This window comes from Bacillus sp. ISL-4, from assembly GCF_018613275.1.
Lineage (GTDB): Bacteria > Bacillota > Bacilli > Bacillales > DSM-1321 > Peribacillus > Peribacillus simplex_E.
This window is the reverse complement of the sequence record NZ_JAGGQN010000001.1, coordinates 106,384-124,498: the sequence shown is the minus strand read 5'-3', so window position 1 is coordinate 124,498 and position 18,115 is coordinate 106,384. Positions and strand designations below refer to the sequence as shown.

Here is an 18,115-nt window from a genome sequence, read left to right as displayed (position 1 = left end):
ATGTTAATTTTATTCGGAAACACGTTTTATGTAATCAAGGTAATAATCATAGTTTTTTTGGATATGGATCGTATTGACCTTTATTGCTTTTTCTACATCTTTGTCACGAATGGCATGGATTACCTGTAAGTGCTCGTTGTTTCGTTCCTCATACCAAGATTTATCAACCATTGTAACATCTTCATTACGGGCCGATAAAAAGGAAATTCGAAAAGAAAGCCATAACGAATCCGTAGTTTTTTGGAGAAAGGTATTTCTAGAGTAGGAATATAATAAGCGGTGAAATTCAATGTTTGCACGGCTTGCCGCTATTCGGTCATTACTATTAATTGCCTGTTGCAGTTTATCCGTTGCCCATTCCAGTTTTTTTAATTCCTCTTCTGTAATTCCTTCACAAGCTTTTTGTATCGAATAGTTTTCGAGCATTTTCCTGATTTCCAATTCCTGCTGTAAAAGTTCAATATCCACATTGGATATGACCATCCCTATACCAGGTTTCACCTGAAGCAAATTTTCCTGTTCTAATTTCCTCAAAGCTTCACGAACCGGTGTACGGCTACAATTGAATTGTTTAGCGATATCATCTTCCGTTAAACGGTCTCCAGGTAAAAATATCCCTTCAATGATCGCATTTTTAATAACAAAAAATATAGCTTCCCTTAAGGGCTTAGAAGAATAATGTTCTATTTGTTCTGTAATATATTGATTGTGATTGGTTTCCATGGTGCTCCTTTCTAAAATCCAATTATATACAAGTATATTTATTTTATCTTAAAAAACGATTGAAGTCATTGCAATGCTTCAGACTTTTAATTATTTGTACAATTCAATGGGGCGTGTCCGGTTCTGTTTTGGCACAACAAATGATTTAGAGTTTTAGTTCATATAAAAATGTGGTTTAAATGATCTATGAAACAATTATAACCAAAGACGCTTACAAGGCTATCTGTCTTTATTGGCAAGGTATAAAAATCAGGGAAGCCCCACCCGTCCTGAAACTGGGGAATTGCCTGATAATATTAGGGGGAACAAGGGTGTCATAGAATAAGCGGAAGCAAACTTATAGTACATCGGTTTTGATATGTGTCACTTTGCCGCGATGAATGTTGTATATGGAGAATTCTATCTTGCTAGAAGTGCATTGAAGTTGCTCGATTACCCAAAGATGATATGATGGAAAAGGAGCGTTTGCTATTATTTATTATCTAAAGTAAAGAGAACATCAGATTGATATTCATTTTTTCTTTATTTATTGTACAACAGAGAATACAGGAGGAGTTTTTAAATGAATTTAGCACAATTTCCTAGAAAGCGATATACACCAACATATACACCGATTGAAAGATTAGATCATTTTTCTGAAGTTCTTGGGGGCCCATCCATTTATGTTAAACGAGATGATATGCTTGGTTTGACTGCTGGGGGAAATAAAACAAGAAAACTGGAATTCCTTGTTGCCGATGCATTGGAAAAAGGTGCAGATACGTTGATTACATGTGGTGGCATTCAATCAAATCATTGCCGCTTGACACTAGCTGCTGCCGTTAAAGAGAAAATGAAATGCATCCTTGTGTTGGAAGAGGGACTTTCAAAAAATTCAGAGCCGGATTTTAACGGCAACTATTTTCTCTATCATTTATTGGGGGCTGACCAAATTATAGTTGTCCCTAATGGAGCGGACTTAATGCAAGAAATGCAGAAAGTGGCTAAAGAGGTATCAGAGAAAGGACATCGACCTTACATCATTCCGGTGGGGGGATCCAATGTCATTGGTGCAACGGGATATGTTGCATGCGCACAGGAGATCTTGGCACAGTCCTTTGACCAAGGGATTGATTTGAAGGCAGTTATTTGTGTAAGCGGCAGCGGAGGAATGCATGCTGGTTTGGCAGCCGGATTTCATGGAAATCAAAGTGGAATATCGGTAATCGGAATAAACGTAAGCAGAGGTAAAGCCGAACAAGAAGAGAAAGTTTATCAGCTAGTTAAAGAAACTCTAGCACACATCGGCATTTCAAATGCAATTCCTCGTGAGGCTGTTACGTGCTTTGATGAGTATGTCGGACCGGGTTATGCTTTGCCTACACCTGAAATGGTGGAAGCAGTCAAGCTAATGGCAAGAACGGAAGGGATTTTGCTGGATCCGGTATATACGGGTAAAGCGGCAGCGGGACTCATCGATTTAATTCAAAAAGGCACCTTTAAGCCTGAGGATAACATTCTATTTGTTCACTCTGGTGGAGCTTCATCGTTATACGCCAATACTTCTCTCTTTAATGGATAAAATTGTGAGAAATTCGTTAAGAAATTTCTCACAATTTTATGTGTGTTTCCCATTATATAATGTGCTTTGAGTAAGTAATTATCTATCGAAATAGGGGAGGTATTATATGTATATTACAATTTCCGATTTTATTAAAGAATGGAATAAAGAAGCCATATTGACTCAAAATGTTTTGGATGGTTTGACTGATGATTCATTAGATCAACAAGTTTATCCTGAAGGTCGCACTTTAGGAAGAATTGCATGGCATTTCACCACGAACATTCCAGATTATCTAGCTCATTTCGGGTTAAAGATAGACAGGATAGAAAGTTCGGAAAACGTTCCATCTTCAGCCCAGGAAATTGCTATCACTTTTAAAAATGTAAGTTCTCACGCAGCCGAAATTATTGAACAGCAATGGACAGACGAATCCCTGAAACAAATACAAGAAGCGTTTGGAAGACAGGAAACAAATGCTTCCATCCTTATGGGGCTAATCAAGCATATTGTTCATCATCGCGGACAAGTTACGGTTCTAATGCGTCAAGCAGGAATAAAACCTTATGGGGTTTATGGACCGCCAAAAGAAGATTGGATTCATCTAGGTGTGGAAAATCCACCACTTTAAAACCTATGCAAGTTTAAGTATTGTTCTTCAGCAAACGTTCGCCATTGGATCCTAGTTTCTTAATTTTATCAATGAGTTAATAATATGATAAAGGCATCCTTTAAAGGGTGCCTTTTTATTTTGCCAAAGAAAGTGTTTAAATGAAACTAGCTAATTTGGAGAGAATGTTTTAATGGGCATCCTCCTTGTTTTTCCAATTAAAGCTAAAGAAAGTAAAAAGTTCGATAGATCAACAAGCTTGCATACAATTACCGTTTATTCCGTCTTTTCCTTTTGATTAGACTATGTTAAAACATTAGTGCAGAACAGTTCTTTAATAATATTATTTATAATTATGCTATTATTAAGCCGCCATATCCTTGACCCCCACCGTAATCGTCACCACTAATCCGTTATATTTAAGTGTTAAACAAAACGACTATAATGACAATGACGAGACCTTCATCAAATCAATTAAAGCTGCCTGAAAGTGTATAGTTATAGAGCAGGACTTAAAAATATCAGAATTTTGTAGAAAAATGTCGTTATTTGCGAATATCATTATCGTCATTTCTGAGATATTATAATATTGGATGTACTTTAATACATTGAAGTAGTAATGCAACCTTTATGTCGGGACTCAACTTAGTGAGTGGGGGAAAATAAATGAGTGTAATCATCGAGAAGAAACATGTGGAAAACTATACTCATATGGAAGAAGTAATCTTGGTTGGAAAAATTCATAATGGTGATGAAGATGCACTGGACTTTTTAATCAAAAAATACAGATGTGTCGTTCAATCAATTACTTTGAAGTATTTTTTAATGGGTGGAGATAAGGAGGACGTCTTTCAGGAAGGGATGATTGGACTATATAAGGCCATTCGAGACTTCAAGAATTGCAAAAAGTCGTCTTTCAGATCATTTGCGGAACTATGCATTACAAGACAAATCATAACGGCTGTTAAAGCGGCTATCTGCCAAAAGCATTCTCTCTTAAATAATTATGTTTCATTGTATGCGCCTATCTATCAAGGGGAGTCGGAACAGACCCTAATTGATCTAATCCCTGAACAGGAAAAAAATGACCCTGTCACGAACTTAATAAAATCAGAAGAAATTTGCGAAATTGAGCTAATATTAACGGAAGTCCTTAGTGAGTTGGAAAGTAGTGTTGTGGAATTGTACTTGGAAGGGAAAACTTATATTGAAATATCAAAGGAACTGAATATTCACAAAAAGACGATCGATAATGCACTTCAGCGGGTAAAAAGGAAGTTGGAGCGGTACTTCGAGTCTAGGAGGTTGGAAGAATAATCACTATAATTCTTTAAACTTTCATTGATTATTATTTGCGATAAAAAAATAGAATAGAAAAAACACTAGTTAAAGCATTCATTCCTGTACTGGAGCTAATAATCGTGGTGGCTTTCTTATTTATTTGCTTTGTAGTAATGTAGTGCCATCCAAGGGAAAATAAATATCCCTATAGGTAAATGCCGAAGATAAATTCTCTGAGTATAAACACAAAAAGCCCTACTGAAACAGAAGGGCTTTTAACTATGTTCATTTTTTTAATTCACTCTATTCAACTGGAGATTATATCTCAATGTTTCTTCGTCCGAATATAATTTGTATCCAAGTCCATCACTGTAGTTAAGAAATACTTTATCCGGAAGATGCTTTTTAGACTCTCTTGATATTAATATGGGGACCCCATCAATAATGAATCTCTCATCATCTTCGTACTTATTATCAATTTTCAATTCGTGTTCCACATAAATCGAACAGCTTCCAACAAAAATGGCTTCGATACGAACACCTTCATTCTCTTTATAATCCAATTTTTTTAGTTGTTCAATCGCTGCTTCTTTAATCTCAATATTCATAAAACCCGCTCCCATACAAAAATTGATATTATTTTTTATCTATACAAGGAAAACAAAAATCAATCTATGATGAATCCTCTATTTATTCGTATACCCAATTGTTTATAAGTTAATGTGTTAGACCTTTCCTAGCGATATAATAGAGTTTCAAAAAAAGGGGCTTTCCCAAAATAAATAAGCTCCGAATAATCGATTTTAGAACATATTCCTCCCCAATGATCATCCTAGCGGCTTTGCTTTCATAGGCCATTTTTTGTTTAATTCAGTAATGAAAGTTTTGACATTCTTTTTATCTTCCATAATTGGGGAAAAGACGTACGAAAGTGTTCGGTTAAAGGATTCTTTTTTCACCTGAATAATAGAAAGGATTTTATTTTGTACATCCCTTTCAATTACACTTTGGGAAAGAAGGGCCAGCCCTACGCCGTTTTTTATAAGTGTTTCTTTAATTCCTTGATTACTGCTTATCGTGAGTAACGATTTAATTTTCAATCCATTTGAACGTATGACGTGATTAAGGTATTCGCGTGTCCCAGAACCAACTTCCCTTGTTACCCATGCTTGGTCATGTAAATCAGTAATCTCGACTTCGTCTTTATTAGCGAGTTCATGATTGTTAGAAGACACAATGAATAGCTCATCTTGCATGAATGGGTGAACAGAAAGCTCTTTTTCATTAGTTTGACCTTCGATTAAGCCAATATCCACTTTGTATAGCCGAACGGCTTGAACGATTTCTTCCGTGTTTCCGATTACGACTTGAAGTTCAAGTTCAGGATAGTCCTCTTGAAGGTCGATGAGTAAAGAAGGAAGGATATACTCTCCTATTGTAAAACTTGCTCCTATCTTCAATTCGCCCTTGATGGACCTATCGTGTTCCTGAATGTCTTGTCTGGTCTGTTCATAGATTGTGATCATTTGCTTGGCGCGGTCGTAAAGAATTTCTCCCGTTAAGGTGACTTTTAGGAATTTAGGAGAACGGAGAAATAATTTGGTTTGGAACTCTTCTTCTAATTTTTTTATATGCAAACTAACACTGGGTTGCGACATAAGAAGCATTTCTGCAGTTTTAGTAAAATTCTTGACTTCCACAAGGGTCACAAATGTTTTTAGAGCATCATAGTACATAGAAATTTCTCCTTATTATTAATATTCTTAATAGTTACAATAAATTATATATATTTTACTAATGATGCGCCTTCCAGTAAAGTTTTAATGAGAAACTTATTTTAGGAAGAGTATAAGCTGGGGAAGGATAACGTCCTTTATAACCTTATTTTTTATTTGTAGCGTGCTATAAACCTATATGACTGTATTTTCAATTTTTTTTGGAGTTAAAACCGACTTCGTCTATAGGAGTAAACGAGTTAATTATTTTGTGGATGGAAAAAAATGTTTAACCCAATCGTTATACCTAAGTGTCAACTAAGATAAGTTAATATCCTTTTGTGAGGTGGAAATCGTGCAACTTCAGGTAAGTAACAGTCCCTTTAATCATGAGCAGGCAGAGCGCCTTAACAGCCTCCTGCCTAGCTTGACAGAAACACAAAAAGTTTGGTTGAGCGGTTATCTGACTGCATCTTTGTCAGTTTCGAATATGAGTTCAGACGACGCTCCGGTATTGGAAGCTCAAAGCAGCGGAAAGACAGTATCAAAAGAGGTGACCATACTTTATGGTTCACAGTCGGGCAATGCTCAAGGGCTGGCAGAAAATGCGGCGAGTAAGCTTGAGGGTAGTGGCTTTCAGGTTACCATTTCATCCATGAGTGACTTTAAATTCAACAATTTGAAAAAAGTCCAAAATCTCCTCATTTCCGTTAGCACGCATGGAGAAGGTGATCCGCCGGATAATACATTGTCTTTCCATGAGTACCTTCATGGCAGGAGGGCACCAAGCCTTGAAGGTCTCCGCTTTTCAGTATTGGCGCTTGGGGACAGCTCATATGAGTTTTTCTGTGAAACGGGAAAACAATTTGATAAACGCTTGGAGGAACTAGGAGGGACACGGTTATTTCCGCGAATGGACTGTGACCTTGATTATGATGAGCCTGCTTCCGAATGGCTGGCAGGAGTCATTTCTAGTTTAAATGAAGGGCAAGGCAGTTCTGTTGCTGCAGTTCCCGCAACGATGGCTTCAGTAGGTGAACAAACGTATTCGAGAACAAATCCGTTTAAAGCGGAAGTGCTTGAAAATATAAACTTGAACGGTCGTGGCTCCAATAAAGAGACACATCATCTCGAGTTATCTCTTGAGGGCTCTGGTCTTACATTCGAACCTGGAGACAGCCTTGGTATATATCCGAAAAATGATTCGGATTTAGTGGATATGCTTCTTAAGGAACTCAATTGGGACCCAGAAGAAACCGTGAAGGTCAATAAGCAGGGAGAAGTTCGTCAGCTTAGGGAATCGCTCATCTCCGATTTTGAAATTACGGTTTTGACAAAATCCCTCATTGAACAAGCGGCCCAGCTTTCAGATAACGAGGATTTAAAGGAGCTTTTAGTGCCTGGTAATGAAGATAGATTAAAAGAATATCGTGAAGGCCGTGATTTGCTTGATTTTGTCCGTGATTTTGGCTCATGGGGTGAATCGGCGCAAGAATTCGTATCAATTCTCCGGAAAATTCCAGCACGCCTATATTCGATTGCGAGTAGCTTATCCGCATATCCGGATGAAGTGCATTTGACAATCGGAGCTGTCCGGTATGAAAGTCACGGACGAGAAAGAAAAGGTGTCTGCTCCATTTTATGTGCAGACCGATTACAGCCTGGGGACATGCTGCCTGTTTACATTCAGCATAACCAGAATTTCAAGCAGCCGAAGAACCCAGACACTCCAATAATCATGGTTGGACCGGGAACGGGCATAGCTCCGTTCAGATCCTTTATCCAGGATCGCGAAGAATCGGAAGCGAAAGGGAAAACGTGGCTCTTTTTCGGCGATCAGCATTTCGTGACGGATTTCCTTTATCAGACTGAATGGCAAAAGTGGTTGGAAACAGGCGTACTTACGAAAATGGATGTTGCCTTTTCACGTGATTCCGATGAAAAAGTGTATGTTCAAAACCGGATGCGTGAGCACAGCGGGGAATTATACGAATGGCTTCAAGAAGGGGCAGCTGTATACATTTGCGGTGACGAGAAAAACATGGCACATGACGTCCATAATACGCTTATTGAGATCATTGAAAAAGAAGGCAATATGAGCCATGATGATGCGCAAGCCTATCTTGAAGAATTGCAACAAAATAAACGCTATCAACGTGATGTGTACTGAAAATTTGGAGGAAAAGGAGATAACAACATGGTGAACCCACTATTGAAAGCACTATTGAAAGCACCAGAAGGACCGCCTAGTGATGTTGAGCAAATTAAAGACAAAAGTGATTATTTGCGAGGTACACTTGGAAAAGTGATGCAGGATCGGATTAGTGCCGGTATTCCGGATGATGACAATCGACTAATGAAACATCACGGCAGTTATTTGCAGGATGACCGGGATTTACGCAATGAGCGTCAGAAACAAAAACTGGAGCCTGCCTATCAGTTTATGTTGCGTGTCCGCATGCCCGGCGGAGTGGCACAGCCTTCTCAATGGCTTGTTATGGATGACCTAGCTCAGAAATATGGAAACGGAACCTTGAAATTGACAACAAGACAGACGTTTCAAATGCATGGCATTTTAAAATGGAATATGAAAAAAACCATTCAGGAAATCCATGCTTCCATGCTGGATACCATCGCTGCATGCGGTGATGTAAACCGGAACGTAATGTGCAATTCGATTCCATTTCAATCCGAAATTCATTCCGAAGTATATGAATTGTCGAAAAAATTGAGTGATTATCTTTTGCCACGTACAAGGGCGTACCATGAAATCTGGCTGGATGAAGAAAAAGTCGTTGGTACTCCTGAAGTGGAGGAAGTCGAACCAATGTATGGTAAGCTTTATTTGCCAAGGAAGTTTAAAATAGGCATTGCGGTCCCTCCATCCAATGACATTGATGTCTACTCCCAGGATCTTGGCTTCATAGCCATTGTTGAAAATGGAAAACTCGTTGGTTTTAATGTGGCGATCGGCGGCGGTATGGGAATGACCCATGGTGACAAGGCGACATATCCCCAACTAGCCAAAATAATCGGCTTTTGCAACCCTGATCAAATACTGGATGTGGCTGAAAAAGTCATTACGATTCAGCGTGATTATGGAAACCGCTCCGTACGGAAAAATGCTCGGTTCAAGTATACGGTAGACAGGCTTGGGCTCGAAGCGGTAAAGGCTGAATTGGAAAATCGTCTGGAATGGAAACTGGAGGAAGCGAGAACTTATCATTTTGATAATAATGGTGACCGCTATGGATGGGTAAAAGGCATGCAAGGGAAATGGCATTTTACACTTTTTGTCGAGGGTGGCCGAATTGCCGATATCAATGATTACAAACTGATGACAGGTTTGCGTGAAATCGCAAAGATCCATTCGGGTGATTTCCGTTTGACGGCCAATCAAAACCTAATCATTGCAGATGTGTCAAGTCAGCAAAAGAAAAAGATCATCGAATTGCTTGAAACATACGGTTTGACGGATGGTGCACATCATTCAGCACTCCGACGGAGCTCGATTGCATGCGTGGCGCTTCCAACATGCGGGTTGGCAATGGCCGAAGCAGAGCGTTATTTGCCGGTTCTGCTTGATAAAGTCGAGAAGATCGTTGATGAAAACGGCCTAAGGAACGAAGAAATCACGATTCGCATGACCGGTTGCCCGAATGGCTGTGCCCGGCATGCACTCGGGGAAATTGGTTTTATCGGTAAGGCACCTGGCAAATATAATATGTATCTCGGTGCTGCCTTCGACGGAAGCCGATTAAGCAAAATGTACCGTGAAAACATCGGTGAAGAAGAGATATTAAAAGAATTGCGTGTACTTCTTTCCCGTTATGCAAAAGAACGTCAGCAAGGAGAGCATTTCGGAGACTTTGTCATCAATGCGGGCATTGTTAAAGAAGTGACGGATGGAATGAATTTTCATGATTGATTAAATGCAGCGAGAGACAGGTATAATTTCCTGTCTCTTTTTGTATTCAAAATTTTTCCGGAGTGCAATGATAACTAAGCCTGGGATACCGATATTGAAACAGGACCATTCACTCTTATCGTTTATTTTTTTGACTTGCTGTTATTTTTATAGGCTACCTCTGCTTCAATCTCAATAAGATAATCCGGCGAAACCAGACTTTGCACCCCTACTGTAGAACGAGCTGTTTTTACTGGATTTTTCTTTGTATTAAAGAACAGAGCATAGGCATCAAACCAACCTTGATAATCTGGTTTATCTCCTTTGTTTGGATCTGGTGCGACATACACACGCAAATAGGTTACATCAGCGAGGGATAGTCCTTTAGTTCTTAAATCTGCTTTTTAAATTTTCTAAGATTCCGATTGCCTGCCTTTCTGTATTGCCATATCTCTCATAAGTGGTTTTTCCATCCTTATTTAAAAGAGGAGGGACTGTTCCGATAAACAATAACCGGTTATAACTTTGAGGTACAGCAACTGAACTGGAAATCGCAGAAGATGTGGAGCCAAAGAAGGTCACTTTATCTGAGTTCAATTCATTTTTATCGTTACCTGCGGAAGCAAAAGAGATTCCTGTGATTAAACTTATACCTAATACTGAAGTAGTAATGACTGATTTCATGTTTTTTTTCATAAAGTCAGCTCCTTACCGAAAAGTATTCCTAAAAATTTATTATTCAGAGACCCCTGTTTGGAGAATGTCAACTTTGGTTTCTATTTTAATGTCCATCATGGGATAGATCTTTCTCCATTGTTCATAGGTCATTTTTTTATTTTTGGCGTGATATTTTGCCTTCAAGCCAATCGGGTCAATGTTTTTTTTTTGAAAATCTTTAATAAGACGGTTTGCTTGCTTGGTTATGTCATCTTCCATTCCCTTTTCAATTATTTTTATCATCTTTTTATTGGTAAGATTGTCACTTCGCATTGATTCTTTAATTTGTCCTTTAATTTTGAGCTTAATCGTAATGGACGGATTTCGCTCGGAGTTGGATACCTCATAATTTGAACCACTTCGGATACTTTCCACTACGATATCACTTTTCTGCTTGTCTTTTAATTTGAACTTGTAAATTCCCCGTTTATGAAATTGAACTAATGTCTTGAAAATGAACATATCTTCCGTTCGAACTTTACTGACCATTTTATTTTCATGAAACAAGGCCACTCCTGAAACTGCAACTTCTTTATTAATTATTTTAAATAAAGGAAGAAACGAATCTCCGCCATCTTCCATGGAGTTTCTTAAAAAAAGATGGAGGTTTGTATCCGGTCCATTCCCTGTTTCAATTTGTTGATTGATTAAGTCCGATAAAAAGATTCCAATATTTACATTCGTATTTGGTGGTTTCGTATTTATGAAATCCTTGACCTTTCCTTCAACGATGGCCAAAAAGACCCTGTTTCCAAGTTGAGGCTCACGGTAGAGATAATCGGTCAGTTCTGTTATTCCTATTTCATGTACGATTTTCTCGCTAAATAAAAAGATGCGTGTCTGTCCAAGCATCACCGGCTTATCTGCTTTTTTGGATACGATAGCCTGAACATCACTCGTTGTCGTCGATGTTCCAGTTAAGGTTTGATACATCCCCGTCTTGTCCTGTTGGAAGATAGGGATGACGAACATTCCTTCGATTATTTTATCCTTTCGTATATCGTAGCCAATGGCTTGGGACATATTGACTTCATCAACCACTCTTGGCTGGGCACAGCTGCAAAGGAGGGAAAAAGCCAGGATGACAAGAAAGAATTTTCTCATAAACGTTTCCTCCTTTTCTTTATATAAATGATGGCTAAAAGAAGAGGCAAATATAATGCAAGGAAGAGCACGGCGTATGGATTGATTATTTTATTCAATATATATAGGGAATCTTGATCAAAAACAAATATATTAGTGAGCAGGATAATAATGGACATTGCCCATAATGGATACTTTTGCTGAACATTGAATATGCGCTTGATACCCCTGCTGGCAGCCCACAAGCAGATGGTCATGTTGGGTATGACAAAAATGGCCCACCAAGAAACTTGTATATATTCAAATCGCTGAATAAAGGGCAATTCGACAATGCTGGTCATTGTAAGTGTCGGCCAGATAGTCATTTCCAACTGTTTTTGTGAATAAAAAATCAGTGAAACTAAATAAATGAAAACGGTTAATAAGGTTGTTGTTAAGGCCCCTCCATGAGCATATTTTTGTGAAGTTTTAGCATCTTTGATGAACGGATAAAACATCAGGATCATTTCAAAACCAAGCAAAGTTAAGGAAGTACTTCGGGTTCCCTTCAGTATTTCCAATAGATTGTGGTCGAATATAGGGAGCAAATTGGTGAAATCAGAGTATTTCATGGCATAGAATAGGACAAAGAAAATCCAGTAAGACAAAATGACGCTTAAAAAGGCAATTCCCGTAATTGTACGGAAGCCTCCCGTATTTATATAATAAATCAGGAGCAATAAAACCACTGTAAACGCCCAAGAAGCTACCTCTTCAAACATCCATACATGGATGATATTTATATAGCTAATAATCATATCCATCCCAAGGATCAAAAAGTAAAGAATAAATAATAGACTGAAAAAATTTCCAATCCATTTTCCGAATGCATGATTATTGGCAGAAATGATATCACCTGGGACGATACTTAATATTTTATATATGATCCAGATCAATATATGAACGATCAGTCCGGCAAGTAGTATCGAAATCCAGCCATCCGTTCCCGCCGACTTTGCTAAAACTCTTTGAAAACTTAAAACGCCTACTCCCGTTTGAACGGAATGCACCAAAAAAAACACATAGAACGGTGATACCTTGTATTTATCATTAACATCAGCTTGGTTCATATAGGCCCCTCATTTAAATCATTCATTAAAATCATTTTTTTTGATTCTTGCTTTTTTTGGCTTTGGCTGTCTGTATATATCATCAGGATGTAAATTTTCAGGTCTGGATTTAAAAAGATTATAAGGAAGCCTAACAAAGCTATCTTTCCAATCTTGGATGCGAAATGGATATATGGGTTCAAGGTATGGGTGTCCCATTGACGTTAATTTGATAAGGTGGGTCATCAAAAACACGGCCGTTATGATAATGCCAAGTCCGCCCCAAATTTGGGCCCCCACTAAGAAGGGGAATCGCAGTAACCGAATGGCATTCCCCATTTTATAAATAGGAGTAACAAATGATGCCAATGCCGAGAGGGCAACGATGATCAATAAGATATTACTGGTCAGACCAGCTACAACTGCCGCTTGACCGATAACGATACCGCCTACGATACCTAATGTCTGACCTACCTTAGTTGGCAGCCTGGCTGCGGCTTCACGTAATAACTCAATGGAAATCTCTAAGAATAACGCTTCGATCAAAGGCTGAAAAGGTATTAAGTTCCTTGAAGTGACGATCGTTTCCAACAAATCTTTAGGAATCAGTTCATAATGATAGGTCAGCACGGCTACATAAATGGGAGTTGCAAATATGGAAAAAGCGACCGCGAATATCCTTAATAAACGGAAAGCAGATGCCGGAATCCAAGGCATATTATAATCTTCCATGGTGATAAAGTATTCCAACAATATTGTTGGAGTAATAAGTACAGAGGACGACCTATCGATTAACAAGGCTACTTTACCTTCAGCCAATGCACTTGCGATGCGATCAGGCCTTTCCGTATTTAGGAAAAGGGGAAATAAGGTATTTGAATTATCATATAGCATTTGCGCAAGATGTGACCCGTCCAATATTTCATCAAACTCTACGTCATTGATCCTTTGTATAACATTATCAACATTTTCCTGATTAACGATCCCGTCAATTGATAACACTGCCACTTTCGTTTTAGACAAGGATCCTACAGTCATTTCATTCACTTGCAATCCAGGGGTAGGCAGCCTTTTTCTAACTAGATTCAGATTAATATCAATATCCTCGACAAAAGCTTCTTGAGCACTTATGATTCCAAATTCAAGTTCAGGTTTATTTACTTGCCTGTCTCGTTGGGCCGCAACATTGATTAATAGGCATTCATCAAGATTTCCATCTAAACGAATGGCAATTTGGCCTCTCATGATCCTTTCTTCGATTACAACCTTGGTACTGGTAATCAGTGTATTTTCAATAGGAACGTTTTCTTTAATTTGCTCCAAATTTATCGTTTCCAAAGTCGGTATGACAGAAAGAACACTTTCGTGAAGTTCCTGTGCATCAATTAAAGTGCGATAAAACGATACCCAATAGCCGACGCCATTATATGTTCCTTGATGGTTTATGAAATCATTGGATGAAGAAAGGGAATTGAATAGGCCCCTTACATCCGAATCTTTATTTAATTCGTCATTTTTATCGTTTGGTTGATTGGGTTTTTTTTTGTACTTTCCGCGGTTAAACAAATGTTGTCACCTCTAATCTAAAGCTAGTTATCCTAGCATTTGCAATTTAATTACAAATTAACCATTTAAAATGTTAATGTTCCTCTTTAAAGGAAATGGGAATACATTGAAAAATCATTGGTTATAAAAACTGTCACCATTTCCTTTTCGAATAAAATAATTGAAGAAAGTGGAAACTAAAATAAAACCCATTTAACCAAAGGAGTTCACCATGAAAAGTACACCCTTGCATATTAAATTGGATCAAAAGCAGGAAAAATTGAAATCTGAATTGGATATGCAGGATGATGTAGTTTTTAAACAGGTTTTCATTCCCGGTTATGAGGTTTCGGGATTATTCGTATTTGTCAATGGAACGATGGATTATCCTGCATTCAATGAGATAGTCATGGATTTATCGGCTGCGCAGGTCGAATCAAGGCACCCGGTTTCCATCGAGATGCTGGTCATTTCCAAAATCTGTTCAGTCAGGGAACAGGATGTGGAAACATATGAAAAAGCCAAAGAGCATATTTTTGACGGGAAAACACTTTTATTTATAGATGGAATGGCAAATGGTTATGTCTTGAATCTGAAAAAGGAGAAAATTCGTACACTGAGTGAACCTTCGACAGAGAGGGTTGTGCGTGGACCGAAGCTTGGGTTTATCGAAAGTCTCCAGGAAAATATCGGCTTGATAAGGCAATATTCCAACCATCCCAACCTAATCGTCAAACAACAGAAGTTAGGGACGCTTGAAAAGCGGGAAGTTGCATTGATCTATTATGAAGGAAAAGCAAGCGATCCTCTGTTAAAAGAAGTGAATAATCGGATAAATGGAGTAAAAGCTACCGATCTTCAAGACTCGGGGATGCTTGAAGAATTAATTGAAGATACATCGTTTAGCCCTTTCCCACAGATCCAGAATACGGAGCGTCCGGATAAAGTATTGGCGGCACTGCAGGAAGGAAGGGTGGTCATCATGGTTGACGGCTCGCCATTTGCACTGATGGCACCTACGACGATGACGATGCTGCTGCAGTCACCTGATGATTATTATGAAAGGTGGGTAGCGGGTTCTTTTCTACGTGTTCTTCGTTACTTTTCTTTATTTATTACCGTTTTTCTTTCAGGGATTTATATCTCTTTGGTTTCGTTCAACCCTGGATTGCTGCCGACGGAACTAGCGATGACCATAGCTGGTACAAGGGAGAACGTGCCATTTCCGCCTTTCGTTGAAGCGATTATAATGGAATTGACGATTGAACTGCTTCGTGAAGCAGGCATTCGGCTCCCGGCGCCCATTGGGCAAACGGTTGGATTGGTTGGTGGCGTCATTATTGGACAAGCAGCCGTTCAAGCGAATATTGTGAGTTCCCTGATGGTCATAATCGTTGCGATCACGACGATTACATCTTTTACGGTACCACAATATAGCTTTGGACTGGCATTCAGGGCATTAAGGTTCGGGGCGATGATTTTTTCCGCCGTTCTAGGCCTATATGGAACCACTTTATACTTTATCATTGTTATCAGTCATTTGTCGAAATTGACCAGCTTTCAAGAACCTTATTTTCAACCAATGGATTTTATCGGTAAAAAAACCTGGAAGGATGCGTTCTTTCGGTTACCGAAGCGGAAAAAAGGGGGAGAATTTTCTTGAGCAAAGCAGACGGCAAAATTCTTAGTGGGGAATTGGCCTCGATCATTTCATGCTCCATGTTAGGAGTTGGGATGCTTACGCTTCCAAGGACGATAACGGAAAAAGTTAATACATCCGATGGATGGATCGTCTTGATTTTTAATGGGATCGCTATTGCCCTTTTCATATGCTTATTGGTTGTACTGTTAAAAAAACATAAGGTGGCTAACTATTACACATACATGGAGGAGGCTTATGGAAAGTGGCTCTCCAAAATTTTTGGGTTGATTGTGGTGGTGTACTTTATAGGTGTGGCTAGCTTTGAAGTGCTTGCGATGAGTGAAATGGTCCGATTTTATTTGTTGGAGGATACGCCGGTTGAAATATTGATACTCACATTGATTTTAGCGAGTGTCCATCTATTGACAGGCAAAATTAAAGCCATTGCAAAGGTGTGCGTCTTCTTTCTACCTCTGACAATTGTCATCGTTTTGTTCATTTATATGTTCAGTATTAAAGTAGTCGATATAAAAAACCTGCAGCCTGTACTTGGAAAAGGATTTCTCCCTGTCATGAAAGGATTGGGCTCCGGGACTTTGTCTTTTTTTGGAATTGAACTTTTCATCTTTTTGTTTGGCGTCGTTAAAAATCAAAACAAGATAAAAAGTGGCGTTTTAATCGGTTTTTTCATACCGATGATATTATATGTAATTACATATGTTCTGGTAGTAGCTACACTGACTGTTCCCGAAGTCAAAGCTGTTACATGGCCAACCATTTCTTTTATTCAATCGTATGAAGTAAAAGGGATATTTATAGAGCGGTTAGAGCTGTTTCTATTAATCACCTGGATTCTTCAGTTCTTTTGTACACATGCAATTTACTATTACTTTGCGGCAGAAGGACTGACGAAAATTTTCAGCAATTCATATTCAACGAACCTTATTGTTTTAGTTCCAATCGTTTTTTTTCTGGCCAAAATCCCTAAAAATACAATCGAGATTTTTAAAATGAGCGATTTACTGGGAAAGGTATTTCCCTTTATATTGATTGGCTTGCCAATTATTACATTTACGATCGTTCAAGTGAAAAGGAGTAGAAGAAGCGGATGAAAAGATTATGGTTGATCTTGCTTATCCCTTTGCTTACAGGCTGTTGGGACAGTCAAAATATAGAAGAGTTATCCCTTGTGGTCGGAATGGGAATCGATAATAGTAAAAAGAAAGACGAAATTATGTTAACCCAACAAATTCTGGTACCTCCAGGAAGTAGTGCTCAGGAGAATCAAGCTCAACTAAAATATAAGAATGTTACAGTCAGTGCCAAAACGTTGCATGAAGCAATAAGGGATTCTTTGCTTATAACCAATACGGTTTTAACCAATCATCAGCGTATCATGCTCATTAATGAAGATGTATTAAAGAAAATCCCGATGGAAGCGATCATTAATCAGGCAATTCGAGATAATAACACAAGGAGAAGTTGTCTTGTTTATTTAACAAAGAGACCGACAAAAGAAATTTTGGGACTTTCCGACGATGGGGAGATCCCTTCGAATGTAATTTATGAATTGAAAGATAATGAGCACAGAACGAATAAAATCCTTCCGCCTTTAACGATGGGCAAAGTTTCCTCAAATTTGCAATCAGATGGAAGCTTTGCCATTCAGGCCGTTGATATTAGAAGAGGGAAATTAATTTTGGAGGGTGCAGGGGTAATCAACAATTCAAAGTTGGTCGGGGTCATGGATGATGAAGATATAGCTGCTTTAAATTGGTTCAACGGAAATGTGAAGGGCGGAATAATCGAAGCGGTCCAACACGGTAAGCCTTTAAGTGTTGAAGTGATCAAAAGGACAAGGAAGAAAGTCACGACGGAATTGAAGGGGGATCATTTGACGATCAATGTTAAGGTTGCTTACACAGGAAGACTTTCGGAAGATTGGTATGGTAAGGAAAATTCATTTGAAGAAGCCTATCTAAAAGAGATTGAGCGTATTGCCGAGGATGAAGTGAAGAAGGACGTCAAGAAAATCGTATACAAATTACAGCATGAATATAAAACAGGGGTGGCAGGATTTTATCGTTATGTAGAAAATCAGCATCCAAAGTTTTGGGGGAAGAATAAGCAGAAATGGGACGAAGTTTTCAGTAAAGCCGATATTAATTATGAAGTGGATATAAGGATCATAGACTTCGGTTCAAAGGGAGGGATAAAGTGACTGGTCAAAAGAAAACCTTCCAAATGGGAAGGTTTTTGTCAAG

At 38.6% G+C, this 18,115-nt stretch carries 16 protein-coding genes; 8 read left to right on the top strand and 8 right to left on the bottom strand.

What is annotated here, in order from left to right; all coding sequences use genetic code 11:
* Positions 1-9 precede the first annotated feature (9 nt).
* The gene (locus tag J7J00_RS00595; RefSeq protein WP_214786553.1) at positions 10-723 is read right to left on the bottom strand and encodes a GntR family transcriptional regulator; all 714 of its coding nucleotides are present in this window, start codon (positions 721-723) and stop codon (positions 10-12) included.
* 562 nt (positions 724-1,285) lie between these two features.
* Between J7J00_RS00595 and cuyA the strand changes: the two genes are divergently transcribed.
* The 3 genes from cuyA to sigH all read left to right on the top strand — a co-directional run bounded on the left by cuyA (position 1,286) and on the right by sigH (position 4,190).
* Positions 1,286-2,284, top strand: coding sequence for a D-cysteate sulfo-lyase (gene cuyA / locus J7J00_RS00590; RefSeq protein ID WP_214786551.1), 999 nt, complete (start codon positions 1,286-1,288; stop codon positions 2,282-2,284).
* A 106-nt stretch (positions 2,285-2,390) separates the two neighbouring features.
* Complete coding sequence (locus J7J00_RS00585; protein ID WP_214786549.1) at positions 2,391-2,894, top strand: DinB family protein; 504 nt, start codon at positions 2,391-2,393, stop codon at positions 2,892-2,894.
* Positions 2,895-3,539: 645 nt separating this feature from the next.
* Entirely contained in the window at positions 3,540-4,190 is a 651-nt protein-coding gene (sigH, locus tag J7J00_RS00580; RefSeq protein ID WP_214786547.1) for an RNA polymerase sporulation sigma factor SigH, read from the top strand.
* Positions 4,191-4,447: 257 nt separating this feature from the next.
* Here sigH and J7J00_RS00575 read toward each other — a convergent pair whose 3' ends face one another.
* Positions 4,448-4,762, bottom strand: coding sequence for an iron-sulfur cluster biosynthesis family protein (locus J7J00_RS00575; RefSeq protein WP_214786545.1), 315 nt, complete (start codon positions 4,760-4,762; stop codon positions 4,448-4,450).
* 219 nt (positions 4,763-4,981) lie between these two features.
* Positions 4,982-5,890, bottom strand: a complete 909-nt coding sequence (locus J7J00_RS00570) for a LysR family transcriptional regulator (protein ID WP_214786543.1) — start codon at positions 5,888-5,890, stop codon at positions 4,982-4,984.
* A 334-nt stretch (positions 5,891-6,224) separates the two neighbouring features.
* Between J7J00_RS00570 and J7J00_RS00565 the strand changes: the two genes are divergently transcribed.
* Both J7J00_RS00565 and cysI read left to right on the top strand, forming a co-directional pair.
* Positions 6,225-8,039: an assimilatory sulfite reductase (NADPH) flavoprotein subunit gene (locus J7J00_RS00565; RefSeq protein ID WP_214786541.1), complete on the top strand. Its 1,815-nt coding sequence runs from the start codon at positions 6,225-6,227 to the stop codon at positions 8,037-8,039.
* A 27-nt stretch (positions 8,040-8,066) separates the two neighbouring features.
* The gene (gene cysI / locus J7J00_RS00560) at positions 8,067-9,797 is read left to right on the top strand and encodes an assimilatory sulfite reductase (NADPH) hemoprotein subunit (RefSeq protein WP_214786539.1); all 1,731 of its coding nucleotides are present in this window, start codon (positions 8,067-8,069) and stop codon (positions 9,795-9,797) included.
* A gap of 122 nt (positions 9,798-9,919) precedes the next feature.
* Here cysI and J7J00_RS27790 read toward each other — a convergent pair whose 3' ends face one another.
* From J7J00_RS27790 to J7J00_RS00540, 5 genes are read right to left on the bottom strand one after another with little or no spacing between them, the layout of a single operon-like run.
* Positions 9,920-10,126 (bottom strand): RidA family protein, encoded by a 207-nt coding sequence (locus tag J7J00_RS27790; RefSeq protein WP_286201114.1) that lies wholly within the window; start codon positions 10,124-10,126, stop codon positions 9,920-9,922.
* A 34-nt stretch (positions 10,127-10,160) separates the two neighbouring features.
* Complete coding sequence (locus J7J00_RS27785; RefSeq protein WP_286201113.1) at positions 10,161-10,472, bottom strand: RidA family protein; 312 nt, start codon at positions 10,470-10,472, stop codon at positions 10,161-10,163.
* 39 nt (positions 10,473-10,511) lie between these two features.
* Entirely contained in the window at positions 10,512-11,597 is a 1,086-nt protein-coding gene (locus J7J00_RS00550) for a Ger(x)C family spore germination protein (protein WP_214786537.1), read from the bottom strand.
* Positions 11,594-12,685 (bottom strand): GerAB/ArcD/ProY family transporter, encoded by a 1,092-nt coding sequence (locus J7J00_RS00545; protein WP_214786535.1) that lies wholly within the window; start codon positions 12,683-12,685, stop codon positions 11,594-11,596. The genes J7J00_RS00550 and J7J00_RS00545 overlap by 4 nt, the downstream gene beginning before the upstream one ends.
* An 18-nt stretch (positions 12,686-12,703) precedes the next feature.
* The gene (locus J7J00_RS00540) at positions 12,704-14,230 is read right to left on the bottom strand and encodes a spore germination protein (RefSeq protein ID WP_214786533.1); all 1,527 of its coding nucleotides are present in this window, start codon (positions 14,228-14,230) and stop codon (positions 12,704-12,706) included.
* A gap of 211 nt (positions 14,231-14,441) precedes the next feature.
* Here J7J00_RS00540 and J7J00_RS00535 point away from each other — a divergent pair, with 211 nt between their 5' ends.
* The 3 genes from J7J00_RS00535 to J7J00_RS00525 are packed head-to-tail and all read left to right on the top strand — an operon-like array spanning position 14,442 to position 18,072.
* Complete coding sequence (locus tag J7J00_RS00535; RefSeq protein WP_214786531.1) at positions 14,442-15,872, top strand: spore germination protein; 1,431 nt, start codon at positions 14,442-14,444, stop codon at positions 15,870-15,872.
* A complete protein-coding gene (locus J7J00_RS00530; RefSeq protein WP_214786529.1) occupies positions 15,869-16,963 on the top strand; it encodes a GerAB/ArcD/ProY family transporter in 1,095 nt (364 codons plus the stop codon). The genes J7J00_RS00535 and J7J00_RS00530 overlap by 4 nt, the downstream gene beginning before the upstream one ends.
* Positions 16,960-18,072 carry a Ger(x)C family spore germination protein gene (locus J7J00_RS00525; RefSeq protein ID WP_214786528.1) on the top strand — a complete coding sequence of 371 codons (1,113 nt, stop codon included), beginning with the start codon at positions 16,960-16,962 and terminating at the stop codon, positions 18,070-18,072. Before J7J00_RS00530 ends, J7J00_RS00525 begins: the two co-directional genes overlap by 4 nt.
* Positions 18,073-18,115 lie beyond the last annotated feature (43 nt).

What these genes read in the sequence shown, in the direction of transcription:
- J7J00_RS00595 (WP_214786553.1), bottom strand. Translation starts at nt 723, where the DNA reads ATGGAAACCAATCACAATCAATATATTACAGAACAAATAGAACATTAT.
- cuyA (WP_214786551.1), top strand. Translation starts at nt 1,286, where the DNA reads ATGAATTTAGCACAATTTCCTAGAAAGCGATATACACCAACATATACA.
- J7J00_RS00585 (WP_214786549.1), top strand. Translation starts at nt 2,391, where the DNA reads ATGTATATTACAATTTCCGATTTTATTAAAGAATGGAATAAAGAAGCC.
- sigH (WP_214786547.1), top strand. Translation starts at nt 3,540, where the DNA reads ATGAGTGTAATCATCGAGAAGAAACATGTGGAAAACTATACTCATATG.
- J7J00_RS00575 (WP_214786545.1), bottom strand. Translation starts at nt 4,762, where the DNA reads ATGAATATTGAGATTAAAGAAGCAGCGATTGAACAACTAAAAAAATTG.
- J7J00_RS00570 (WP_214786543.1), bottom strand. Translation starts at nt 5,890, where the DNA reads ATGTACTATGATGCTCTAAAAACATTTGTGACCCTTGTGGAAGTCAAG.
- cysI (WP_214786539.1), top strand. Translation starts at nt 8,067, where the DNA reads ATGGTGAACCCACTATTGAAAGCACTATTGAAAGCACCAGAAGGACCG.
- J7J00_RS27785 (WP_286201113.1), bottom strand. Translation starts at nt 10,472, where the DNA reads ATGAAAAAAAACATGAAATCAGTCATTACTACTTCAGTATTAGGTATA.
- J7J00_RS00550 (WP_214786537.1), bottom strand. Translation starts at nt 11,597, where the DNA reads ATGAGAAAATTCTTTCTTGTCATCCTGGCTTTTTCCCTCCTTTGCAGC.
- J7J00_RS00545 (WP_214786535.1), bottom strand. Translation starts at nt 12,685, where the DNA reads ATGAACCAAGCTGATGTTAATGATAAATACAAGGTATCACCGTTCTAT.
- J7J00_RS00535 (WP_214786531.1), top strand. Translation starts at nt 14,442, where the DNA reads ATGAAAAGTACACCCTTGCATATTAAATTGGATCAAAAGCAGGAAAAA.
- J7J00_RS00525 (WP_214786528.1), top strand. Translation starts at nt 16,960, where the DNA reads ATGAAAAGATTATGGTTGATCTTGCTTATCCCTTTGCTTACAGGCTGT.